We start from the raw sequence: 24848 nt of genomic DNA, 5'->3' as shown, positions 1-24848 counted from the left end.
CATCAATTAACCAAAATCACCGTTTACATAGCCTTTGGTACGATCATCTTTTGGTTCGCTGAAGATAACACTCGTTTCGTTATGCTCAACCAACTCGCCCATTAAGAAGAAAGCTGTACGATCTGAGATACGACGCGCTTGCTGCATTGAGTGCGTGACAATCACGATAGTGAAGTTTTTCTTCAGATCTTCCATCAATTCTTCAATCTTGTGTGTCGCAATTGGGTCTAGCGCTGAAGTGGGTTCATCCATCAAAATCACGTCAGGTTGCATCGCAATCGTGCGAGCAATACACAGACGTTGTTGTTGACCACCAGATAGACCAAATGCGTGCGCTTTAAGGCGATCTTTTACCTCATCCCACAATGCGGCTCCACGAAGCGAGCTTTCAACCACTTCGTCAATATGCTTTTTATCTTTAATGCCTTGTGCACGCAGACCATAAGCCACATTTTCATAAATACTCATAGGAAATGGGTTCGGTTTTTGGAAGACCATACCAACGCGGATACGCAGGTCAGCGACATCAATATTACCGTAAATGTTAATACCGTCCATCTCAAGTAAACCAGTAATTTTGACACCTTCAATAAGATCATTCATGCGGTTCAGACAGCGCAATAACGTTGACTTACCGCAACCCGATGGGCCGATCAAAGCGGTAACTTGACGCTCAGGTACAGGTAAGTTAATCGATTTAAGTGCTTGGTTATCGCCATAAAAAAGGTCTAAATCTTTAATATTAAATTTGTTCATGTTCATCATCTCGTAATTCATCAAAATCTGTACTGTGTTCGTTTTATCAGCTTATTTGGCTCAAGAAGCCTTTGCTTAGTAAGTGGCTGTATTAAAACGTCTGGCGATCAACTTAGTTAGCGTGTTGATCAGTAGTACAAGAACAATCAGTACTGTTGCTGTACCGTAAGCTTGATTCCATTCTTCAATGGTAAACAGCTCTGTCGTCAATTTATATAAGTGAACGGTGAGTGTTCGTCCAGAATCCATCAATGAATCTGGGATACGAGCCACCATACCTGCAGTCAAGAAGACAGGGGCGGATTCACCAATCACACGACCGATACTCAGAATAACGGAAGTGAGGATACCGGGCATCGCACTAGGAAGAATCAGACGCCAAATGGTGTATATTTTTGAAGCCCCCAAACCGTAAGAACCTTCGCGGTAAGTTTGAGAAACAGCCATCAACGCTTCTTCAGTGGTACGAATAATCACTGGAAGGATCAAGATACTCAATGTCAACGCACCAGATAGGATAGAGAAACCTAAACCTAAAATCGCAACGAAGAATGTCATACCAAACAAACCGAAAATAATGGATGGGATACCAGCCAATGACTCGGTACAAAAACGAATAACCTTAACTAAACGACTGCCCACTTTTGCGTATTCAGTCAGATAGATTGCCGTCATGATGCCAAGTGGTGCCGCTACCGCTATTGATGCAATAACCATGTATATCGTGGAGATGATCATCGGAAAGATACCATGCTCATCACCGGTACGTGTGTAATCATCCGTAATGAACTTCCAATCAACGTGCTGTAAGCCGTTAGAAAGGATGTACCACATAATCCAGAATAAGAAACCCACCGTTAGCGCTGCCGCAGTCCAGATGAAACCACTTAATACCGCGTCTTTGCGTGCGCGAGCTTTCTTTAACGCGACTTCATTCATCGTCTTGCCTCGCAAATTCGTTGGCTTAGCTTGAGGTGTGACATTATTTTCCAAAGACATAATATTTACCTCGCCTTCTCACGGTTCAAATAAAGTAGAATTGCATTCAGAGACATGATGAAAATAAGGAGAACAACGCCCGTCGCGTATAGCGCACTTGCGTGAATACCACTCGCGTAAGACATTTCAATCGCAATGTTCGCGGTGAGTGTACGAGCTGAATCTAAAATACCTTCAGGCATTGCTGGCGCATTACCCATCACCATAATGATTGCCATCGTTTCACCTAACGCCCGACCAATTCCCAAGATCACCCCTGTCATGATGCCTGAACGAGCAGCAGGAACGAGAAGCTTGAAGATGGTGAAGATCTTTGATGCACCTAACGCTAAAGACCCTTCTTTGTATGTTCTTGGTACTGCTCGAATGGAGGTTTCCGAAACCGTGATTACCGTTGGAAGAATCATCACCCCCAGTACAATAATACCGGCCAAAATGGTATTACCCGCAGGCACTTGAAACACGTTTTGAATCAGGGGGACGATAATCACTAGGCCAAAGAAACCATAAACTACCGATGGGATACCCGCTAACAACTCCACAGCAGGGCGAATGATGTCCGCTAGACGCTTGGGAGCGATTTCAGCAATGAAGATTGCCGTCAATACACCAATAGGCACGCCAACCACGACCGCACCTAATGTCGATACAACAGAAGCAACAATCATAGTCGCGACACCATAAAGTGCCGGTGGTAGCCAGTTTTGCCCTAAAACGATGCCCGCAAGGCCCGCTTGTTGGAATGCTGGGATACTTTCTTTAACGATGAAGTAAGCAATAACAGCAAGAGATACGATGCCGATGATGGCACTGGTAAGAAATAAGCCGTGGAAGATGTGTTCTCTCCAATCGATACGTTTCTTTTGACGTAGACTGGGTTTGAGTTGAGTCGCTTCGCTATTCATAAGCTGTTCACTATTCGTTGCGATGGTCATAACAAGTCTCACATATCGATGATCCTTAACACGCTTTGTCAGCGCACGAAGTCACTCGAAGTGGGATAAAAAAGGCTCAGCCAGAAAAGGTCGGCTGAGCAATATTAAGTAATTTGAGATTAGTGAATTGAGATGTAACCTTTGTTGTCAACAAGCGTCTGCGCTTCCGGCGTTAACATCCAATCCAGGAACTTTTGAGTTTCAGAAGAAGGCTTACCTTTTTTGTAAAGGACAAGGAAAGGACGAGCCACTTTGTAAGAACCGTTCTTCACGTTGTCGACAGATGCTTCAGTACCATCAATGGCAAGAGCATGTACTGAGCTATCGACAGTCCCTAAAGAGATATAGCCGATTGCGTAAGGATTAGATGCCACCATTGTTTTTAGTGCACCGTTTCCGTTCGCAACTTGAGCACGTTGAGAGATTGCTGATACTTTCATGCCAGACACTTTCATTTTAAGAGACATGATATCTTCGAATGCACCACGAGTACCGGATGCAGTGTCACGAGTGATTGCTACGATGGGCTTGTCTGCACCACCAACGTCTTTCCAGTTCGTTATTTTGCCTTTGTAAATAGCGGTCACTTGCTCAGCCGTCAGACCTTTAAGACCGTTTTTAGGGTTAACCACGACGGCAATGCCGTCACGAGCAATGACTTCTTCAATTAATGTCGCTTCTTTCTCATCATCTTTAAGATTACGAGAAGACATACCTAAATCAGCACTGCCGTTCTTCGCAGCTTTAACGCCAGCCGAAGAGCCTGGGCCTTGTACTTCAATAAATACGTTTGAGTGCGTTTTCATGTATGTTTCAGAGAAAACTTCCATCAGTGGAGTCACGCTGCTTGAACCAACTGCTGAAATAGTTTCTTTAGCTGAAGCCGGAGTCACTGTGAGTGCACCTAGAAGAGCGATTGCACCGATAACTGTCTTTTTCATCACAAATTTCCTTAAGTGGCGTTATTGCCGTTGTGTTTTACTCGAACGGTGCCTACTTTAAAATCCAAATGTGACAGTTGTGTTTCACTTAATTGAAGCCTGTGTGACAACGACAGATTTATAATAAATTTCGCTCTTATTCGAACAATTGCTCATCACATATTAATCAAACTTAATGATTGCTCTGCTTTATCGACATATATTTAAAAATATCAAACTATCTCTTCTATTTATATGGACACCTATCAATATATTTCTAGATTAAAAACCTGAAAAATGTAAAAGAAATAAAAAATATATGTAACAACCTTGCTTATCTAAATAATAAATAAACATGTTTTTAAATTCCTACTATCGTATGATAAAATCAATACCATTACAGATTGAATTGTTAGTCCCATTCATTAGAATCAACCTATAATTCTGATAATAACGGCTCTCTTCTTATAAATTTATTCAAGGTTATACACAACATGCGAAATCTTCTCAGTGGCTTATCTATAAAAATACAGATTTTAATTCCTGTTCTTTTTTCCGTCGTATTACTTTTGGCGGGTATCATTGTCGGTGGTGAAGAGCTTGAAAATGCATTTAGTGATGTGTCAGTCGCAACCGATCAGTTGATCATACATAAAGAAGAACTCAGCGAGATCGTCGACAACAGCTACGATATGCGTATTAAGTCTATTTACAGTTTGTTCAACGCCGATGATATGAAAACGTTAGTTGAACATCTGAATCAAAAGCGTGCGCAAAATGCTCGCCTATTAGATTCATTAGATTCCGTAGAAGGGATGCAAAACGAAGTAAATGAGATGCGTAAGGCTATGAATCATTACGTCGAGTTAACTCAAACAGCCTTACTGCCGCTATTAAAAGTGAAACACGGTAATACCACTCTCACCTCTGACTTTGATAACCGTTACAAAATAGCGATCGATCAATTTCGTAACGCTGGTAATGAGATGGTAAAAGCTATCGATATTCTGTCTAAACAGTTGAATCATATTGCCACCCAAGAAGTCGATAGAAATGGCGCACACCATAAGAGTACACTCGATATCGCCACCATTGTTCTGATAATCATTCTTTCCGCTTCATTAATTATCAGTTGGATACTCGCTGGTGTGATTGTTAAGCCCATCAGTAATATTCAGGAAACGATGCGTGAAGTCGCTACGGGTAACTTATTGGTTAAAGCTGAAGAGCATGGTAACAATGAAATCTCACGCCTAGCGCAAGATGTCAATAAATCCATCGTACAATTACGAAACACCGTCAGCTCACTCTCTCGAATTAGTATGGAAGTCGCTTCAGCTTCAACAGAGCTTGCTGCTGTCATGACACAATCAAGTGCGAACTCAGACCAAGAAAGACAAGAAGTTGAACAAGTTGCTTCTGCTGTCAATCAACTTGAAAGCACAGCATCGCACGTTAACGAGAATGCAGTGCAAGCCGATGTCGCGTCAAAGCAAGCTGATGAAATGGCAACGCACAGCATGAGTTTGTTTAATGAGAGCAACCAAGCGAACGAACAAATGGCAATTCAGCTTAGCGAAGCCGCAAATGTTGTGGGCACATTGAAAGAACAATCTGAACAAATTGGTAAAGTGATTGAAGTGATTCAGAGTATCTCTGAGCAAACCAATCTTCTTGCACTCAATGCTGCAATCGAAGCCGCTCGTGCTGGTGAAACTGGTCGTGGTTTCGCCGTCGTAGCCGATGAAGTCCGCATGTTAGCAGCACGTACACAAGACTCTACCAAAGAGATTCAAGCGATTATCGAAGGCTTACAAGTTGAGTCAGGTAACGCAAATGAGAGCATGGACCGTTCATTGTCAATGCTGGAACGCAACCAACACCTGACGGGTGAAGTGAGCTCAGCATTATCAAATATCGCGAATTCAATCACCGACATGACCGATATGAATACGCAAGTTGCCTCTGCCGCAGAAGAGCAAAGCCAAGTAACCGCTGATATCAATCGTAATATTACCAATATCTACAATTTGGTGACCCAAAACGTAACCGGTATCACCCAAGCGACAACTGCAAGTCATGAATTATCGCAACTCGCTGAACAACAAAAACAGCAGTTGGATTTCTTCAAGGTTTAATTTAATTATCTCATTGCATTTCGCACCAAAGATAATATTAATCACGCCAAAAACCAGTCACATATGACTGGTTTTTTTTCAACGATACACTTTTGAGCAAAGCCTTACTGGTCAATATCCTTCAGCCTATTTTCTCTTTTTAAGTAGAACCGTTCCCCATTCCACCTACCGTAGTTCGAAGAGCAAAGACAAAAAAACCGCCATCGCCGGCGGTTTTTATTTGCATTAGCTTTTATAAAGATCGGTTTTTATCAACCTTCGATTATCACTGTGGTGAGTTGATTACTCGTCGTCCACTTTTGGAGCCACTTTCTTCTTAGGGATAAATACGCTATCACCCACGGCCACATTCTGGTGGAAGCTCTTATCGCGCTTAACCGGTTTCTTCGGCGTTTTCTTAGCTTGAGTCGCTGTCTTCTTCTTAGCCGGGCCACCTTTCACAAAAGTCGGTTTACGTGGCTTGATGCCTTTAAACTTACCTTTTAAGCCTTCAAGCACTGAGAAAGTAAGATCTTGTTGGAGGTAAAGCTCAACACGCTTAAAGCTATCCCAGTCTTTTGGGCCAACCAAAGAGATTGCATCACCTTTGTTGCCAGCACGACCCGTACGACCCACACGGTGTACGTACTCTTCGGTGTGCTTTGGCATATCAAAATTAATAACGTGGCTTACGTTTGGAATATCAATACCACGTGAAGCAACATCGGTTGTTACTAAGATCTTGTAAACCGCACGCTCAAACTGACTCATGATGGCATTACGTTGTGTTTGGTTGAGGTTGCCGCTCAATGCCACTGCTTTCAGCTTCTTCTCGTTTAGCTTATCCGTTAGGCGATCCGTATCAGCGCGCGTTGCAGTGAAGATCATCACCTGGCGGTATTCCGCCTCTTCCAGAACTCGGTCTAAAATCGCTTCTTTGTGATCTAAGTGGTCACACAGGTAAAACTTCTGAGTAATATCAAGGTGTTGTTCGTTAGACACGCCTACAGAGATACGCTTCGGTGCGTCTAGCATTTCATTAGCAATGCCATTGACTTCCGCATGATCAAGCGTCGCAGAAAACATCAACGTTTGACGACGACGGTGTTTAGCGGCATTCGCGATACGACGTAATTCAGGAGCAAAACCTAAATCCAACATACGGTCAGCTTCATCAAGGATCAACGTTTCAACACCATCTAAGAACAATGAACGATGCTCTAGATGGTCGGCAAGGCGGCCTGGAGTCGCGACGATAAAACGCGGGTACTTACGCAGCGCTTTAACTTGATCGTTAAAGTTCTCTCCACCCAAAATAAGCGCCGCTTCGTAAGATAAGCCACCAAGCATACTACGCAGTTCGCCGTAAACTTGTTTCGCTAACTCACGAGTAGGAGCCAAAATTACACCACGAGGATCTTTAGCAGAAAACGCTTTTGTTTTTAATGCTTTGTGAATCATTGGTAACACAAACGCCAATGTTTTGCCTGATCCCGTTTTTGATGAAGCCAATAGATCCTTACCAGCAATAGCAACAGGGATCGCTTTTGTTTGGATCTCTGTCGCTTTCTTGAAGTCGTAATGTTTTAAGTTCTTCAGTAAGCGGTTATCTAAGCCTAAATCTTTAAAGTGCAAAGGACTCTCCAGTCATGATGGTATTGAATAAAATTAATTTAACGTAACATGATACCGCGAAAGTGCTTTATAAGGATAGAGATCACCGTAAATTTATCCTTGAATCTATCGTTAGCTAGAACATTGTATCTATTGCTAGCAAAGGGATAGCGTCACGATACATCGTCAAAGCCGACTTCAAATATGTCGCATCTCAAAAATGAGACACATTGTGATGCTTAGCTAGTTACCTTCATAATTTAACGATTTCTTTAGTTATTGATTTTGCGCTTAAAAAATTAGTCGCTACAATCATTAATGAAGCGACTATATGATAAAGAATGTATAGCGCATCTTTTGATGATAAATAAGCAAGGAGTTCTTATGAATAAGACGTTAATCGCAGCTGCAGCCTCAGTTTTCATTTTAGCTGGTTGTTCTTCTGAGCCAGAAGAAGCTGCAATGTCAGAGATGGACCAATTGACGAACCAAGTTGCTGAACTAAGCAACGAAGTTGAAGCGCTTAAGAGTGACAAAGCGGCAGCTGAGATGAAGGCTCAAGAAGCATCTGAAGCCGCAATGGCAGCAAAAGAAGAAGCGGATCGTGCGAACGAACGTATCGACAACATTGCACAGTCTTACACGAAGTAGTCAGACATACGCAATGAAGCTGTAGATTATATCAGTCGCAAAATGCAGTAAATTGATATCACCACCTCCAAATAGAGGTGGTGTTTTTTATTTAAGGGAGAGAGCAAGCAGAAATCCGTTTCAAGGAACCTATCGAACTAAAACTCAATCATAGGGGGTGTGATTTCAACAGGGACGCCGTTTTGGGCAAAGATAACCGCTTTCGCCTTTGCGCTAGGAATATCGGCATCTTGAAGCCACCATTTTAATTCAACCGGAATTTGCAGCAATTTCTTAGATCCATCACTTCGCGTCAATGGTTCATGTGCTTCTACAAACACACTTCTATCCGGTTCCAATGACACTTTGATCGGTTCATTAATAATGGTGACTTGTTCACCACGCTGCACTTGCTCAAAAAGCCACTCTATATCTTTGGGTTCCATTCGAATGCAACCAGAGCTGACCCGTAAACCTATTCCGAAATCCTTGTTGGTGCCGTGGATCAAATAGTCACCGGCACCATAAGCAAGTCGCAATGCATAATCACCAAGCGGATTTTCCGGCCCTGCAGGCACCACTTGAGGTAATTCAATGCCTTTTTCTCGGTACTCTTCACGGATTGAATTCGGTGGAGTCCAAGTTGGGTTGGGTCTTTTTTGGCTTATTTTAGTGATCATCTCAGGAGTATCACGCCCGATTCGACCGATGCCGACAGGAAACACGTGCACCTGATTTTTTTCAGGCTCAAAGTAATACAGCCTTAGCTCTGCAAGATTGATGACGATGCCTTTCCTTGGCGTATCAGGCAAAATTAAACGACTAGGGATGCTTAACACATAACCTTCTGCGGGCAGAAAAGGATCCACCCCTTTATTTGCAGCCATTAAAGAGAGAAAGCCAATATCATATTGCTTTGCAATGTTGGCCAACGTCTCGCCAGCAGCCACTTCGTGTTGTTGTATGCGCCCTACAATGCGACTTTCTGCAGGAGGAAGTTCAAATGTTGCTGCAGACACCCACGGTGAAGCGACTCCAATAATCAAAAAGCTTCTAACCGCAAGCAGGGCTATCTTACGTAGTTGTGTTCTCATAAAGTGAAAAAACGTCGCGTGAGCGCAGTAAGACATACATTTCCTTGGATTACCTTTTATCTAAGTTTAGATTATCGTTGATTTAACATCTCTACAACGGTTACTTATCGCTAAACACCTATAGGTTTACGTTACCAGACATATTTACCCTCTTGTTGCATATCGATTTGGTCACGCAAAATCGATTGCCTTTGCGCTTTCAACAGATTTAGTTATCTATATCAATAAAACTGTATAACTGAGGCCATTTTGTGACAAACATCTCATGGGGCCTCGTTTTAACTCGCTAATATTGCCTCAACAAAACGAATTCAATTCAACAGAATCGGTAATTGATTAATCCTGTTCCTATAATTACCGTTTAAACTTTGGAGAACGACCATGGCAACACCTCATATAAATGCTCAAGCTGGTGATTTCGCAGAAACAGTACTGATGCCGGGCGACCCGCTTCGCGCAAAATACATTGCAGAAACCTTCCTTGATGACGTGAAGCAAGTTTGTGACGTTCGCAACATGTTTGGCTACACAGGTACTTACAAAGGTAAAAAAGTATCTGTTATGGGCCACGGTATGGGTATCCCATCATGCTGCATCTACGTACATGAGCTAATCGCAGAGTTCGGTGTGAAAAATGTGATCCGTGTAGGTAGCTGTGGCGCAGTACGTGACGACGTTAAACTCATGGATGTTGTTATCGGTATGGGTGCATCAACTGACTCAAAAGTAAACCGTATTCGTTTCAACAACCACGATTTTGCGGCTATCGCTGATTTCGGTCTTCTAGAAGAAGCCGTTAAACAAGCTCGTGTACAAGAAGTTCCAGTTAAAGTTGGTAACGTATTCTCTGCCGACCTTTTCTACACACCAGAAGCTGACCTTTTCGAAAAAATGGAAAAATTAGGTATCCTTGGTGTTGATATGGAAGCGGCTGGTATCTACGGTGTGGCTGCGGATCTAGGCGCGAAAGCACTAACTATCCTTACCGTATCTGATCACATCATCCGTGGTGAGAAACTGAGTTCAGAAGATCGTCAAAAGTCATTCAATGATATGATGACCGTTGCGCTTGAAACAGCAATCAACATTTAATCGCTAGACTCAAGCTAACTTTCTTGCACTAGCTCCTTTTTGACGATACATAGATTGAAACGCAATACCTCGCAACCAAGCTCGCTTGGTTGCCTAAATAACCCCGAGGGGGCGATCGTGTCCAACGACAAGCTGCCAAAAGATGCGGATGGATTACAACTCAACTTTTGTAAAACATTGGCGTGTGACAACTTTGGCTTGAGCGATGCAAAACTCTATGTTTTGCAACATGCGAATCCTAAGCGTCCAGCGATGGTTTGTCGTGAGTGTGGATCTTTCCCCCCCTTACTTAATAATCGTGAAGTGTTAAACGAACTTCATCGTTTAAGACAACTTCACAGCGATGGCCTTCCTGCTTGTCGTAATGATGATTGCGATAACTTCGGCCTATCGGTTCATACCCATAAACATCTCTATCACGCCTTTGGTTACAGTGGTGACAGGCAACGCTATCGATGCAAAGACTGCCAATCAACGTTTGTTGACAAGTGGTCTGGGTCCAACAAAAAACTCCAGTTTCAAGAAAACCTCATGGGCTTATTGTTTATGAGTTATTCTGTCCGTGAGATCTGCAGAAAATTAGCAATCAATCCCAAGACTTTCTATGACCATGTTGAGCATATCGCAAGCCGCTGTCGTCGAAAATTAGCAATGATTGATGCAAGATGGGTCAATCATGCTGAAGAGTATCAATTTGCTTCGCATTATCAGCGTTTACAACCAAAAAGTAATAATGGTGTGCTTTGGATCGCCACAGGTGAAGCGCATTCTGGCTATATCCTCTGTCAGCATGTCAACTATTCTCAGCATGAAGAACCGTCGGGGAAAGTTGACCATGATCCTTACGATGACGTTGCACGCTTTGTCTCAAAAGCGTATTCGTCAGAGGCAAATTTCGATCTCCCTCCACCATCCGACAAACTGAAAGAGCGCATTGAGCAGCAATACCAAGTGATTCTTGCTCGGGGTAATGTTGAAGACCCAATGGGTAACCTCACTGCATTCAGTTACCCTTCTAAAGGTGCCCTCATTCGACCACCTTATACCTCATATGCTCATTTCTTGCATGTGCTTGATATGTGTAAAGAAAACAAACACGTCACGATCTATATGCCACAAGAACCCTTGTTAAGATCCGCCGCACTAAGCGTCTGTTTACCACGCATTCAGAGTCTAAATATTGACTTAATGTACGTAGAAGAAGATTCTGGCTGGCAAGACGACCAACGTTTTGAAAAGATCGACATCGTTCATATGAGTTGGTGGCGCGATCGCTGGGCTATCGCAAATCAAGGCGACAATCAGAAAGGCATCTGCTACTTAACCGGTAATAATTCAAAACAAAAGCCGTGGTTTAATACCACTTCTATCCAACAAACTAAATTCTATCAGCAGCGCTTCCAAATGTTATTTGATAGTTTTATCAATGAACCTAGGCGGAAGCTTCGCCCAGGAGGCATCTTACCATTGCTGGACATATTTAGAGCTTGGCACAATCTATGCTACCAAGATAAGCAAGGGCTCACCGCTGCGCAACGCCTAGGTGTGACAGAGCGGCCACTAACCCTAAAGCAACTGCTCTCATAACAGCTAAACGTGTTGGTATTTCTTCTGGAACTCATTGATTTAAAGTGACAACATGAGGTCACACCTATAATTTTAAAAGATAGTTGTTTTTTTGACGCTCTAAGAGAGATAAATGATGCTTATCCTTGATAACACTCTTATAATGATTGTGTTATCAATATGCTCGATAATTATGGATCTAAGCCTTGGATAAAAATCAGCACCTTCTTGAAACAGAACTAGAACAACTCAAAACTCGCATCGACTCTGAGCCATCAGTGATCCTAGAGATCACACAGCAATGCCTCTTCAGATCAGAGCAAGTTTTGTTTGAAGAGGGCGCGATCCAGTCACTGATGTTAATGGCCAGATGCTGCTGGAACCTGATGGATTACCAGAAAGGTTTAAAATACATCAAAGAAGCCCACAAACGACAAAGCCAATTAGATACCGACCTTTTTCTTCCTGAAATTCTCCATTTACATGCTCTCCAATTCTGGGGGCAAGCCAAATATTACTCCGCACAACAGTACTGGATCAATGCGTTAGAGCAATCTGCGTTGACTGATGATATCGAGATACAAATTGAATGCCTGATTGGCCTAGGCAACATTTGGCGAATCACTCACGAGTATAAACTCGCATGCTCTACCCACCAACTCGCGGTAAAAGTAGCCAATGTCAGTCGTATAGGTTGGCTTGAAGGTAAAGCAAGAATACTGCTCGCTTGGGATTACTACCTGCTCAATAATTATGTTCAAATGTTATCTGTGCTCGACGGTGCAGAAGATGCCTTGAAATACCATAAAGATAATACTTGGCATGCCGAAGTATGGGATTTTAGGGGGCTTGCTCTCCTTGGCTTAGAACGTTTAGATGACGCGGAAAAAGCAACAGCCAAAGCTCATAACTTGGCGATAAAACACAACTTAGTATGGATGAAGGCGCACTCCTACATCAGTCGAGCTCGCCTAGAGTTGCTTAGAAAAAGGCCAGAACAAGCCACAGAATTGCTTAAACTCGCAGAACTGTCGGCCAACGAATTTGATAATGGCGAACTACTCAGTCAGATATGTTATCAACAATCACTCGTTGCAGAAGAGAACCTGGATTTTAAAGGCGCTCTCGTCGCCTTTAAAAAGTATCGTCAATATTCTATCGGTATGCTTCGAGAGCAGACCAACCGCGTCGGCTTAGATAAAGCGCGCAGTTCAAAACGCCAACTTGAACAAAGAGCAAGAAAACTGATTAACCGTATTCGGGGTCAGCACGAATACAATCCCGAGAAACACTTTTCTTATGTTGTTTCGGAAACCTTTTGGTGGGAACAACTGGTGCTATTTAAAACAGAACTCAAACGCTCAAACCACAGCATCATTATGTTTCAGCATCCAGATACCGATTACTTAGATATCTGCACTGAGATTGCCCATACTTTATGTAATCGAAACGACTTCATTTCGAGGCTAAGTTCAGAGCGGGTTGCTCTTATGCTTTCAGAAAAAGGACACGCCGCAGAACAGACCTTCCAAACGCTCAGTACCATGTTGGAAATCTATCCTTGGCACAGAAAGGGGTTAAAAGGCCCGCAACCTATCATCAGCCTCAATGATATTCTGACGTTTCCGTTCACCCTTGAACAACTTGAAGAAGACGATACTGAGGTACAATCTTGATGGAAACCTTATTGTGCAAGATCACGGATGCCGGCTTGGACCCTTCATCGGTATCAGGTGAAGAAGCGATCATTTTCTGGAATCATATTCGACAACATATTTCGACGACCAAAACCGAACAAGCGCATTGTTACATCATCAGCTCTGAATACCGGGCGAAGTTGCAACAAAACCAAGCCAGTATCGAAGAGTTAAGGCATGCATTAGATCTACTCCACTTACCCTCTGATATAGAAGATATTCTTACAGTTAAAACCAGTTTAAGTGACCGTTTAGTTAAAATTGGGGATTACAACGCAGCTCTGAATGAATTCGTAACATCGTCATCGATGGCGGTTGAATACGGCTACATTGATAAATATGTGGCGGCTATTTTAGGTATGGGGAACCTATGTGATGCCTATGGCGATCATAATCGAGCCCTTCGTTATTACCAAAAGATCAATAGCATCGACCATGCAATAAGCAGTCGCTCTCTTCGGCTCAAATTTAAACTTCATATGGTCGCGAACCTGCTCATGCTTAACCGCATCACCGCAGCCAATGATTTACTGAACGAATGTGAAGAACTGAGTATTCTCGTCAGCAACAAACGACTGACCACTCAGATACTGCTTTACCAAGCAAAAGTACTTCGTAGCAAGAAAAAATATAACGATGCATTGAACTGTTTAGCGAAGGTTCAGTATCCCGTCAATAATACCCGAGCAAATTGGCTGGCGATGATGACTCGCTTGGAAATGGCACATTGCCTGAGTGCTATCGGCAAACAAGAATACGCTAGCATGATCCTTTCAAGTACCGATAAACGCGTGAGTGAATACGCCTCTCCTGTCCTTGCAAAGCGTTTCTATGACTCCTTGAGCGAAGTGTGTGTAAAACAAGGACGTTTTCAAGAAGCGCTGAGTTATGAGAAAAAAGGTTACCGAATTGAAACCGATCTGATGAAGCAGATTCCAATCAGCGAACTGGGAGCGAGTCAACTGCGCCGCCTTTCTCGCTTTGAGCTACAACTCAAGCTCATCCTCTCAGAGCAAGAAAACAGAGAGCTGAAAGAGACAACCGAACAACACAAGAATGCGGTGGCACAATTACAACAAGATGTTTTCACCGATCCATTGACAGGTTTGCGTAACCGTCGATGGTTAGATGTAAAACTGAAAGACATGCTGCTGAATGAAACGCCTTTTACATTGATGGTTGTCGATATTGACCACTTTAAATCCATCAATGACGAACTGAGCCACTTAGTGGGTGATAAGGCGATAGTTAATGTGTCTCAAGAACTGCGCTCTCACTTCAAATTCAAAGGTGCTTCATGTATTAGGTTTGGTGGCGAAGAGTTCTTAGTCATCCTAGAAAACACCGATCTTGCGCAGGCAGAAATGCACGCTGAAAATTATCGTGAGCGTATATTTCAATTTGGTTGGCATGACATACTGGGTGAACGTGGATTAACGGTCAGTATCGGTATCACTTTGCATCGCGAGGGGGAAAACACTCAACGCACCTTCTACCGCGCCGATAAAGCGCTATATCGAGCGAAAGCTAACGGTCGTAATCAAGTGTGTACAGAGTAGCGATATGTAACTCTACCACCAAGCCCTCAGTCGAAGTCCTATCTTAAAACACGATGAGATCTTATAAAGTCCGCCAAGGATTTTATTGGTACCAGAATCGATGACACATTATTTTAACTCAACAAATCATTTTTATAACAATTACTTGAATGATAGCGTAGTATATTTATAACTAATATCTAACATTACAAGGACCTGTTATGTTTTTAGACTACTTTGCACTCGGTCTACTGGTTTTCGTCGCATTAGTCATCTTTTACGGCATCATCGTCATTCACGATATCCCCTATGAAATTGCGAAAGAACGCAATCACCCTCATCAAGATGCGATTCATGTGTCAGGCTGGGTTAGCCTATTCACCTTACACACTATCTGGCCATTCCTTTGGATCTGGGCAACGCTATGGCGTAAAGATCGCGGTTGGGGCTTCGCCAAATTAGAAGAAGAGCAACACGACATTCATCATCGCGTCGATATTTTAATTGATCAAGTAAGCACCCTTCAGGAAGAAATCGCGCAGCTCAAACACACCGATACCACACAAAATAGCTCAGAGAAAAAAACAAACAACGCTCAAGATCAGGAGGCTAAGTAATGGATTTACTGCTGATAATGACCTATGCGGCACTTTGTATCACCATCTTCAAAGTCTTTAATATTCCGCTCAACAAATGGACAGTCCCAACCGCTGTGCTTGGGGGTGTCGTCCTGATTGGTACCTTAATTCTATTGATGAACTACAACCACCCTTTCACGCAACTCGGTAACCAAGTGTATTCAACAACACCGATCGTTTCCGGTGTGAGAGGCAAAGTTATCGAAGTGCCTGTAGAGGCAAATAAGCCTCTTAAGAAAGGGGATATTCTTTTCAAAATCGACCCCGTGCCATTCGAAGCGGAAGTCGCAAGATTAGAAGCCAAGGTAAAAGAAGCGAGCCAAGGTGCACTGGGTATGGAATCTGAAGTGGCTGAAGCAGAGGCTGCAAGAATCAAAGCCATCGCAGAGAGAGATAAAGCCCAACGTGAATTCTCTCGTTACAAACGCGGTTATGACAGCGGCGCCTTTACCGAGCAACAATTAGACACTCGCAGACAAGCTTACAAAGCATCAGAAGCCGCCGTTAAAGTCGCCGATGCGAATCTGGAACAAGCAAACATCGCCTTGGAGTCTGAAATAGGAGGCGAGAACACCGCCGTTTTGAGCTTATTGGCAGAGTTGCGTAAAGCTCAGTTTGATTTAGAACAAACCGTGGTTCGAGCGCCCACTGACGGATACGTTACGCAGCTAGCATTGCGCCCAGGTGTCATGGCAGTACCACTTCCTTTGGCCCCTGTGATGACATTTGTTCACACAGAGGAGCAGTTCTATACCGCGGCGTTCAGACAAAACTCCTTACAACGTCTACAACCGGGTTACGAAGCTGAGTTCCTATTTAGAGCCTTGCCAGGAAAGGTATTTAAAGGGCGTATCGATGAAGTAATTCCAGCCATTGGTGAGAGCCAATTCCAAGCTAGAGGTGCCCTTCTCGGTACGGATGCATTACGTACCAGTGGTCGGGTGTTTGTTAAACTGAGCATCACGGATGATCTGTCTGACTACCATTTACCGATGGGGACTGCGGTCGAGGTTGCTGTTTATTCCGACAGTTTCACTCATGTGTCGATTATGCGTAAAGTACTTATTCGCATGAAGAGTTGGCAAAACTATCTATACCTTGACCACTAAACGTTCGTAGATATACAACAACCTGCTTAACAGGCAATTAAAGCGAGTGAAAAGCCAGATCCATTCTGGCTTTTTTGTTGCTTGATTAACCACAAAAGTGCGCTTTTCACACAATATTTAGCTGTTCAGATGGAATTTTAGACATCTAGACACTTATCTTCCCTTATAGAAGAGTTCTACTGTATAATGCGCGCCTTATTTTTTATATTTGCCCAAAAAATGTTCTCATTGAGAGGCATAGTAGTAATGGCGAATATTCGTTCTTTATTAAGCTTTATCTTTCAGTATTCGAGGTTATCTATGAACTTTTCAGCTAAAACAGTGGTTGTTATTGCCATTGGCGCGGCACTGTACGGCATTGGTGGCTTACCAATGTTTGGTGTCCCAGTGTTTGCAAACACGACATTGAAACCAGCAATGGCAGTCCTAGCACTGTTTTCTGTTTTGTTCGGTCCAATTGTTGGCTTCTTAGTCGGCTTTATCGGTCACTGGGTAACGGATTTATTCGCTGGCTGGGGCGTGTGGTTAACTTGGGTTCTTGGCTCAGGCATCGTGGGCATGGTTATTGGCTTATTCCCTATGATGACGAAGAATCGTCTTCAACATGGCGAACTACCCATGAAAGACTTTGTATTATTTATCGTGCTTGCCCTCGCAGGTAACGTTGTAGGCTACGGCTGTTCGGCGTTTCTCGATACCATCCTATACGCCGAACCGTTCACTAAAGTATTCACTCAACTGTTTATTATCGCTGCGGGTAATACCGTCCTCATTGCGATTGTTGGCTTCCTGATCCTCAAATCAGTCGCTAAACGCAACAAACAAAGCCGCAACTTGACCGAGGCATAAGCGATAATGACTATAGCATTTTCGAACTTCTCTTTTAGATATGAGTCGCTGGACAAACCGACGCTAAAAAATATCAATCTAAGGATAGAGAAAGGAGAGAAAATCGTCATTATTGGACCAAGTGGTAGTGGTAAATCGACTCTTGGTCAGTGTCTCAATGGGTTGATACCTCATGCAATCAAAGGTGAGGTAACGGGCTCTTTAGAGATCTGCGGCAGGAATACCTCTGAGTTTTCGATGCACGATTATACCGAGCAAGTGGGTACGGTATTGCAAGATACTGACAGCCAGTTTGTGGGGTTGAGTATCGGTGAAGACATCGCCTTCGCATTAGAAAATCAGTTGATGTCGAACATTGACATGTACCCGTTAGTAAAGTCGACGGCAAAAATGGTCGACCTAGCGGACATGCTTGAGCGTTCACCTCACGACCTTTCCGGAGGTCAAAAACAGCGAGTATCGTTAGCGGGCATCTTAGTTGATGACGTTGATATCTTGCTGTTTGATGAGCCTCTAGCCAGCCTTGACCCTAAAACAGGTAAGGCAACGATTGAGATCATCGACCAACTGCATAAAGAAACCAACAAGACCATCGTAATTATCGAACACCGTCTCGAGGATGTGCTACACCGCAATATTGACCGCGTGATCTTAATGGAACGCGGTGAAATCGTCGCAGACACCACACCCGATGAAATCTTGGCTTCTGAATTACTTGGCACACACGGTATTCGCGAGCCGCTTTACTTGTCGGCGTTAAAGGCGGCGAAAGCTCCGCTAACTAACGAAGATAAGCTGTCAAACCTCAAGGCGTTAGATTACAAAAGATTCCGTCCTGCGGTTCAAGCTTGGTTTGCTGAGCGCCCCGCCCCTGTTGCAGAAAAACAGTATCCACCTTTACTCGAAGTTCATGGCCTGACTTATTCTTACGACGGCGAGAAGAACGCACTTGAAGATGTGAGCTTCAAAATTGGCAAAGGTGAGTTTGTTTCGATTCTGGGCAAAAACGGTTCGGGTAAATCCACCATCACTAAACTCATCATGGGGGTGATCGATGCCGATTCTGGCTCTTCCTATCTAAATGGTGAAGACCTATCTGAACTTTCTATCTTTGAAAGAAGCCAGAAAGTCGGTGTCGTAATGCAGAACCCCAATCATATGATCTCCCATCATATGATTTTTGATGAGATTGCTTTTGGTCTTCGTAACCGCAATATTGCAGAAGAACTGATCACAGAAAAAGTAGAGCATATTCTGGCGTTGTGTGGGCTGAGCAAGTTCCGCCACTGGCCGATCGAAGCACTGAGCTACGGTCAGAAAAAACGTGTCACCATCGCGTCTATCTTAGTGCTGGAGCCTGAGCTTCTTATTTTGGATGAACCGACAGCAGGTCAAGATTACCGTAACTACACCTCGATGCTGGCGTTTATCCAAAAACTCAACCGCGATTTGGGTATTACTGTGGTGATCATCTCACACGACATGCACCTGGTTCTCGAGTACACCACACGTTCAATTGTGCTCGCAGATAGTAAACTAATCGCCAATGCAGCCATGACTGAAGTCTTTAGCCAACCCTCGCTTTTAGAGCGTGCAAACCTTTGTACAACCAGCATTTATGAACTTGCCACTATGATGAAAATCGACGACACCAATGCGTTCATGCAGTACTTCATCGACCACGAGAAAAATTCGCTATGAATGCATCAAAAGTAAAGTTCGGCATCAATTACATCGATACAAAATCACCGCTGCACGCTCTCAATGGCATCACCAAATTTGCCCTCTTCTTAGCTTGGGTAACGGTGGTCTTAACGACGTTCGACCTAAGATTGATTACGTTGCTTATTGTGGCTGGTTTATATCTGTTAAAGCTGACCAATGTGCCAGTACGCGTGTATAAGCCTTTGTTATTAGGTACGGCGAGTGTATTAAGCCTCAATGCTTTGTTCATGTATCTGCTGGCTCCACAGCAAGGGACAGAGCTCATCGGCAGCGAAACCTTATTGCTGACATTACCGGGTAACTACTCGTTGAGCCAAGAGACCCTGTTTTACTTAGTCACCGTCACGCTTAAGTATATGAGTATGTTCCCGATTGCGTTGATCTTTGTCTTCACAACACATCCCACGGAGTTTGCCGCAAGCCTCAATCGTATCGGCATCCCATACAAGATCGCCTATGCGGTCAGCTTAACGCTACGTTACTTACCTGAAGTAAAAAAAGACTTCATTAATATCATGCACGCTCAACAGGCTCGCGGAGTGGAGTTGTCCAAAAAAGCCCCACTCATTACGCGCATTAAAAACGTCGCAAAGATTCTAGGGCCATTGATTTTTTCAAGTTTAGACCGAGCAGACGAGATCTCAAATGCGATGACCCTACGTGGTTTTGGCCGACACAAAGCTCGTACTTGGTACAGTTACGCCCCTTTAAAACGTGTCGATTTTGTTTGTTTAGCGGTTATCGCACTGATCGTTTTATCGGCAATCACAAAGCGGATGCTTGAAGAACAACTGTTTTGGTACCCTTTTTAGATTGGCAAAATAATATAACCAAATCATAAGAGAGCCAAAAACCACGCGGTTAAGTGACATAAACATTTGCAAGCAATACAAAAAGGGAGCTCGAAAGCTCCCTTTTTCATGGTCTCAATTCATTAAATTTTTGAATTGATTTAGCTTTTAAACGAGTGCAATTTATAAAAAACCGTCGATAACGGTGGTAGGCGTAGCTCAATAGAAGTACCTAAGCCTTGGCTTTCTACTGATTCGATCTCTGCAATCGGCTTCACTTCAAAACCACTGCCGGCGTAATCAACCGAGTCAGTATTAAGCAGCAGTGAATATTGTCCTTGCGCAGGAACGCCTAAACGGAAGTGCTCGTGAGGCACAGGCGTAAAGTTCGATACAGCCAATACACGTTCACCAGATTCACTGATACGCTCATGAGCTAAAATGCTCGCTTGTGCAGAATCTTGTAGCCGCCACTCAAAACCGTTCGGGTCAAAATCAAGATCATGCATCGCGACTTCAGAACGGTATAGATTATTCAAATCTTTAGTTAAGCGCAGTACACCTTGATGACGCTCAAAGTCGAGTAAGAACCACTGTAATTGATCATCATGGTTCCATTCAGCCGTCTGACCAAATTCAGATCCCATGAAGTTTAACTTTTTACCCGGCTGCGCATACATATAACCCATATAAGCACGTAGGTTTGCTGTTTGCTGCCATTCATCACCAGGCATCTTATTATGGATTGCCCCCTTACCGTACACGACCTCGTCATGAGACAGAGGCAATACGTAGTTCTCACTATGGGCATAAACCAACGGGAAAGTAATCGTATCGTGGTGATATTTTCGATTGATTGGGTCTTCTTGAATGTAAGACAAGCTATCGTGCATCCAGCCCATGTTCCACTTAAAACCAAAGCCTAAACCGCCCATAAAAGTCGGGGCTGAAACACCAGGGAAAGCCGTCGACTCTTCAGCAATCGTCATTGCATTCGGGAAGTGTTTATAAACTTCTTCGTTCATCCACTTCAGGGTCGCGATAGCGTCATAGTTTTCGTTGCCACCGTCTGCATTTGGAATCCATTGATCGTGGCTACGCGAGTAATCGAGGTACAACATCGAAGCGACTGCATCAACACGAATGCCATCAATGTGGAATTGCTCGAACCAGTACAATGCATTAGAAACCAAAAAACGACGAACATGCTCTTTGCCTAAATCGTAAATGTACGAGTTCCAATCTTGGTGCCAACCACGACGAGGGTCTGGATCATGAAATAATGGTGTACCATCGAAGTTCGCTAAGCCGTGATCGTCACTTGGGAAGTGGGCAGGAACCCAATCTAAAACGACACCTAGACCGGCTTGGTGACATTGGTCAACGAAGTATTTGAAGTCATCCGGAGAGCCGAAACGACTCGTTGGCGCAAAAAGACCAATTGGCTGATAGCCCCAAGAACCATAGAATGGGTGTTCTGAAACCGGCATTAATTCGACGTGTGTGTAGCCAAGATCCGTCAAGTATGGGATTAACTCGGCGGCTAGCTCACGGTAATTTAAGAATTCACCTTCAGCATTACGTTTCCAAGAACCTGCATGTAATTCATAGAAGGAAAGTGCTTCTTTACGTTTTTGCGTCACTGGGCGATTTTGCCACTGTGCATCTTGCCACTGGTAGCGAGCATGATCGTAAGTCACCGATGAAAATGAAGGGTACTGCTCTGAGTAGAAACCCCATGGGTCGGATTTATGCGGTAAGCCTTCTCCATGTGGTCCTTTTAATTCAAACTTGTATTGAGCGCCTTCTTCCAGTTCAGGAATGAATAGCCCCCACAGACCATAATCTAGGCGTTGCATTGGGTGGCGGCGACCATCCCAAGCGTTGAAGTTACCCACCAAGCTTGCCGCAGTTGCATGCGGTGCGTACACCAAGAAACGCGTACCTGAAATCGTCTGTCCATCACGCTCTAGCGTAATAAACTGAGCCCCCATGTGATGATACATCTCTTTAGGTGTATGAAGATCTTCGTAACTCATATACAGATCATGGTACTGGTATGGATCATCGATGATCTGTTCGACACCGGACCAATCCACCGCAAGTTTGTAGTGTGTGTAACGTAAGTCTCTTTCTTGCTTAAGGATGAAACCACTTTCCCCCTCTCGCACTAACTCAACACGTGGTTCCTTTCCAATGATCAACTCGACTTTATTTGCCCCGGGAATCCATACTCTTAATGCACCTTGATCAGAAGGTAAGTAAGGACCTAAAAACGCAAATGGGTCAGTGAAGCAAGCCTGTGATAGTTGGGTATATATTTGTTTTTGCTTTGAAATCGAACTTAGTTCCAAAACCTTTCTCCCTAACCAAACATTCAAAAAATATAATACAAAAATGCCCGCTCTTGATGCGGGCAATATTATGACAATTTATTCTATCAGATGAGCATTCATTATTGAGTGACCGAGGTTGTAGTTTCATAAGCCATAAGCAAAAAGCCACCTATATTCCAGTCACTCAATGACACTATTTACCGGCTTTTTCTCGAGTCTCTGTCAGCTTGGAAGCGATACGGTTTACCCCTTCGTGAGCAAAAATTTCATCCAAGTTCATTGATAGCTTACGACGCCAGTTAGGGTACTCATCGACCGTTCCAGGAATGTTTACTGGCTTATCCATCTCAAGCCAATCTTCTAATTGAACACTTAATAAAGTTGAACCACCAGCCGCAACATGCAGTTGAAGTGCCTCAGCAAGATAAGAGTCCATCGGTACTTGACTTGCATCACGACCAACCCCTTCCGGTAGGAAACCATGCCATGCCACTGAATCTAAGATACCTTGCTTACATTCAAGGCGGTCATCGAACAGAGTGTCTAGTTGTGCAGCATCTGGGTATAAGCCAATCTCTTGACCCATCTTCAAATCATCACAATGCCAAAAGCCACGAAGCGTTGGCATGTCGTGAGTACATAATGCTGCCATTGATTGTGATGCGTAGTGCTGAGGTGAGATGAAGCCACCGTCTTCTTTTGATGTTTCAAAGAAGAACACTTTGTAAGAGTGCACACCCGCATCAGCAAGGATATCGACAATTTCGTCCGGCACAGTTCCTAAGTCTTCACCGATAACGCTACATTGGTAACGGTGAGATTCAAGCGCCAAAATCGACAACATATCCTGCACGGGATAGTAGACGTACGCCCCTTTGGTTGCGTCTTCACCTTTAGGAATCCACCATAACCTCAGTAGACCTAAAACATGATCAATACGCAGCGCACCACAATGTTTCATGTTTGCACGAAGCAACTTAATGTAAGCGTCGTAACTGGTGTTTTTCAGCACTTGAGGGTTCAGTGGCGGTAAACCCCAGTTTTGTCCTAAAGGACCAAGAATATCGGGTGGAGCGCCAATGCTTGCATCCATCACTAGGTTTCCGTCATCAGCCCATGACTCACTGCCTGAGTCAGCAACACCTACCGCAAGATCTCGGTAAAGGCCAACCGCCATACCTTTTTCTTCAGCGAGAGACTGTGCATCGTTGATCTGGCAATCGGCTAACCATTGCAGATACATGTAGAGATGCACTTGTTCTAGGTTCTCTTTAATGTATTTCTGTGTCGCAGTGCTATCGAATGTACGGTATTTGTCAGGGAATACCGGCCATCCCCACATACCTGAATCTTCAGCATGTAATTCACCATGCAAAGCATCGAACGCCGCTTGATGCATCAAGCTGTCGCCGCCCTCTTCCACAAACGCTAAGAACGCTTGGGCACGGTCACTATTTTTGTTTAGGTGGCGGACCTTAAATTCTGCGAATAACAGAGGTAAGATGCTCATTTTAAGCTCAGACACTTCCGTATAATTGACCCAGTGCGCTTCGCGAGCTTTTTGTAAACGAAGCTGAAAATCAGCGCTGCCTACAATTTGTTGTGCTTCTGCACTTAATGCAAATTCAGGTACTGAGCTCACATCAATGTATAAAATGTTCAACCAACGACGTGAAGATGGGCTGTATGGGCTCGCGCCTTCTGGATTGGCAGGAAACAGTGAGTGAATTGGGTTTAGCCCGACAAAGTCACCACCACGAGAGGCGATATCAGCCACCAGCTGTTTTAGATCACCAAAGTCACCTACGCCCCAGTTATGCTGAGTTCTTAGTGTGTACAGCTGAACACTTGGCCCCCATAGTTTTTTGCCTTGCTCAATTGGTGACTGCTTAAAACACGCCTTTGGTGTAATAATCAATGTCATCTCATAAGGCTTCTTACGGCGTTTACGGCTGACTATCAACTTGTGGTAACCCCATGCCAAATCACCTGGCAGTGCAAACACTAAAGGGCCACCCTCGGCACGCTCGTCACGAACGACTTGAGATTGAAGATAGCCTTCAAGTACCTCTCCTTGCTCGGTCTCTAAGCACCAGCTAAACTCACTTTCACGAGCGCTGACACCTAAATTTAGCGCCACTTCTACTGGCTCACCATCACGCAAGACAAGAACTGGATCCAGCACCTCTTTTTTGTGTTTTCTTTCTGCTGACTTTAGCAGAGCATCATCGCTGCTCGTATCGTATCCCAATGAAGCCAGTAGCGACGTGATCGTTTCGTCTGATACTTGTGCTTCATCGCCCCACGCACTAACGTAACTGTCGGCAATATGTGCCATTTCTGCGACTTGTTTTAATACGGTCTGTTCTTTCATCGCTCTCTCCGAAAACGCTCTGACGCTTTCAATCTTGTAGGGTTGTTATTTAGTCTATTACTCATCAA

19 protein-coding genes are annotated in these 24848 nt (G+C 43.8%); 11 read left to right on the top strand and 8 right to left on the bottom strand.

Translation table 11 applies throughout. The features are described 5' to 3' along the window. Nucleotides 1–6: 6 nt before the first annotated feature. From pstB to OCU36_RS16510, 4 genes are all read right to left on the bottom strand, one after another. Nucleotides 7–756, bottom strand: coding sequence for a phosphate ABC transporter ATP-binding protein PstB (gene pstB, locus OCU36_RS16525; protein ID WP_261840621.1), 750 nt, complete (start codon nucleotides 754–756; stop codon nucleotides 7–9). A gap of 75 nt (nucleotides 757–831) precedes the next feature. Continuing rightward, on the bottom strand, nucleotides 832–1695 hold the full coding sequence (gene pstA, locus OCU36_RS16520) for a phosphate ABC transporter permease PstA (RefSeq protein ID WP_261840734.1): 864 nt from the start codon (nucleotides 1693–1695) through the stop codon (nucleotides 832–834). Nucleotides 1696–1760: 65 nt separating this feature from the next. After that, nucleotides 1761–2690 carry a phosphate ABC transporter permease subunit PstC gene (gene pstC, locus OCU36_RS16515; protein WP_261840733.1) on the bottom strand — a complete coding sequence of 310 codons (930 nt, stop codon included), beginning with the start codon at nucleotides 2688–2690 and terminating at the stop codon, nucleotides 1761–1763. Nucleotides 2691–2809: 119 nt separating this feature from the next. Then, nucleotides 2810–3631, bottom strand: coding sequence for a phosphate ABC transporter substrate-binding protein (locus tag OCU36_RS16510; RefSeq protein WP_261840620.1), 822 nt, complete (start codon nucleotides 3629–3631; stop codon nucleotides 2810–2812). Between the two features lie 473 nt (nucleotides 3632–4104). On the opposite strand from OCU36_RS16510, the gene OCU36_RS16505 reads away from it, so the two are divergent. Next, the gene (locus OCU36_RS16505; RefSeq protein ID WP_261840619.1) at nucleotides 4105–5748 is read left to right on the top strand and encodes a methyl-accepting chemotaxis protein; all 1644 of its coding nucleotides are present in this window, start codon (nucleotides 4105–4107) and stop codon (nucleotides 5746–5748) included. A gap of 282 nt (nucleotides 5749–6030) precedes the next feature. Here the strand turns inward: OCU36_RS16505 and OCU36_RS16500 are convergent, their stop codons facing one another. Then, nucleotides 6031–7362: a DEAD/DEAH box helicase gene (locus tag OCU36_RS16500; RefSeq protein ID WP_261840618.1), complete on the bottom strand. Its 1332-nt coding sequence runs from the start codon at nucleotides 7360–7362 to the stop codon at nucleotides 6031–6033. Nucleotides 7363–7725: 363 nt separating this feature from the next. On the opposite strand from OCU36_RS16500, the gene OCU36_RS16495 reads away from it, so the two are divergent. Beyond that, nucleotides 7726–7992, top strand: coding sequence for an Lpp/OprI family alanine-zipper lipoprotein (locus OCU36_RS16495; RefSeq protein WP_261840617.1), 267 nt, complete (start codon nucleotides 7726–7728; stop codon nucleotides 7990–7992). Nucleotides 7993–8129: 137 nt separating this feature from the next. Here the strand turns inward: OCU36_RS16495 and OCU36_RS16490 are convergent, their stop codons facing one another. Then, on the bottom strand, nucleotides 8130–9101 hold the full coding sequence (locus tag OCU36_RS16490; protein WP_261840616.1) for a L,D-transpeptidase family protein: 972 nt from the start codon (nucleotides 9099–9101) through the stop codon (nucleotides 8130–8132). A gap of 345 nt (nucleotides 9102–9446) precedes the next feature. Here OCU36_RS16490 and deoD point away from each other — a divergent pair, with 345 nt between their 5' ends. From deoD to OCU36_RS16445, 9 genes are all read left to right on the top strand, one after another. Next, nucleotides 9447–10157 carry a purine-nucleoside phosphorylase gene (gene deoD / locus OCU36_RS16485; RefSeq protein ID WP_261840615.1) on the top strand — a complete coding sequence of 237 codons (711 nt, stop codon included), beginning with the start codon at nucleotides 9447–9449 and terminating at the stop codon, nucleotides 10155–10157. A gap of 117 nt (nucleotides 10158–10274) precedes the next feature. Beyond that, a complete protein-coding gene (locus tag OCU36_RS16480) occupies nucleotides 10275–11744 on the top strand; it encodes a lactate dehydrogenase (protein ID WP_261840614.1) in 1470 nt (489 codons plus the stop codon). 185 nt (nucleotides 11745–11929) lie between these two features. Continuing rightward, entirely contained in the window at nucleotides 11930–13399 is a 1470-nt protein-coding gene (locus tag OCU36_RS16475; RefSeq protein WP_261840613.1) for a tetratricopeptide repeat protein, read from the top strand. Continuing rightward, a complete protein-coding gene (locus OCU36_RS16470) occupies nucleotides 13399–14979 on the top strand; it encodes a GGDEF domain-containing protein (protein ID WP_261840612.1) in 1581 nt (526 codons plus the stop codon). Before OCU36_RS16475 ends, OCU36_RS16470 begins: the two co-directional genes overlap by 1 nt. 200 nt (nucleotides 14980–15179) lie before the next feature. Beyond that, nucleotides 15180–15575: a DUF3302 domain-containing protein gene (locus tag OCU36_RS16465; protein ID WP_261840611.1), complete on the top strand. Its 396-nt coding sequence runs from the start codon at nucleotides 15180–15182 to the stop codon at nucleotides 15573–15575. Next, nucleotides 15575–16705 carry an HlyD family secretion protein gene (locus OCU36_RS16460; protein WP_261840610.1) on the top strand — a complete coding sequence of 377 codons (1131 nt, stop codon included), beginning with the start codon at nucleotides 15575–15577 and terminating at the stop codon, nucleotides 16703–16705. Before OCU36_RS16465 ends, OCU36_RS16460 begins: the two co-directional genes overlap by 1 nt. A gap of 300 nt (nucleotides 16706–17005) precedes the next feature. Next, on the top strand, nucleotides 17006–17554 hold the full coding sequence (locus OCU36_RS16455; RefSeq protein ID WP_261840609.1) for an ECF-type riboflavin transporter substrate-binding protein: 549 nt from the start codon (nucleotides 17006–17008) through the stop codon (nucleotides 17552–17554). A gap of 6 nt (nucleotides 17555–17560) precedes the next feature. Beyond that, on the top strand, nucleotides 17561–19255 hold the full coding sequence (locus OCU36_RS16450) for an ABC transporter ATP-binding protein (RefSeq protein ID WP_261840608.1): 1695 nt from the start codon (nucleotides 17561–17563) through the stop codon (nucleotides 19253–19255). Continuing rightward, complete coding sequence (locus tag OCU36_RS16445) at nucleotides 19252–20091, top strand: energy-coupling factor transporter transmembrane component T family protein (protein ID WP_261840607.1); 840 nt, start codon at nucleotides 19252–19254, stop codon at nucleotides 20089–20091. Before OCU36_RS16450 ends, OCU36_RS16445 begins: the two co-directional genes overlap by 4 nt. A gap of 140 nt (nucleotides 20092–20231) precedes the next feature. On the opposite strand, the gene glgB is transcribed toward OCU36_RS16445, so the two are convergent. Then, nucleotides 20232–22424 carry a 1,4-alpha-glucan branching protein GlgB gene (gene glgB, locus OCU36_RS16440; protein ID WP_261840606.1) on the bottom strand — a complete coding sequence of 731 codons (2193 nt, stop codon included), beginning with the start codon at nucleotides 22422–22424 and terminating at the stop codon, nucleotides 20232–20234. A gap of 175 nt (nucleotides 22425–22599) precedes the next feature. After that, complete coding sequence (gene malQ, locus OCU36_RS16435; RefSeq protein ID WP_261840605.1) at nucleotides 22600–24780, bottom strand: 4-alpha-glucanotransferase; 2181 nt, start codon at nucleotides 24778–24780, stop codon at nucleotides 22600–22602. Between the last annotated feature and the right edge of the window lie 68 nt (nucleotides 24781–24848).

The sequence above is a fragment of the Vibrio artabrorum genome, assembly GCF_024347295.1.
In the GTDB taxonomy this organism is placed as follows: Bacteria; Pseudomonadota; Gammaproteobacteria; order Enterobacterales; family Vibrionaceae; genus Vibrio; species Vibrio artabrorum.
The sequence above is the reverse complement of the archived record's forward strand: the minus strand, read 5'-3'. Positions and strand labels throughout refer to the sequence as shown.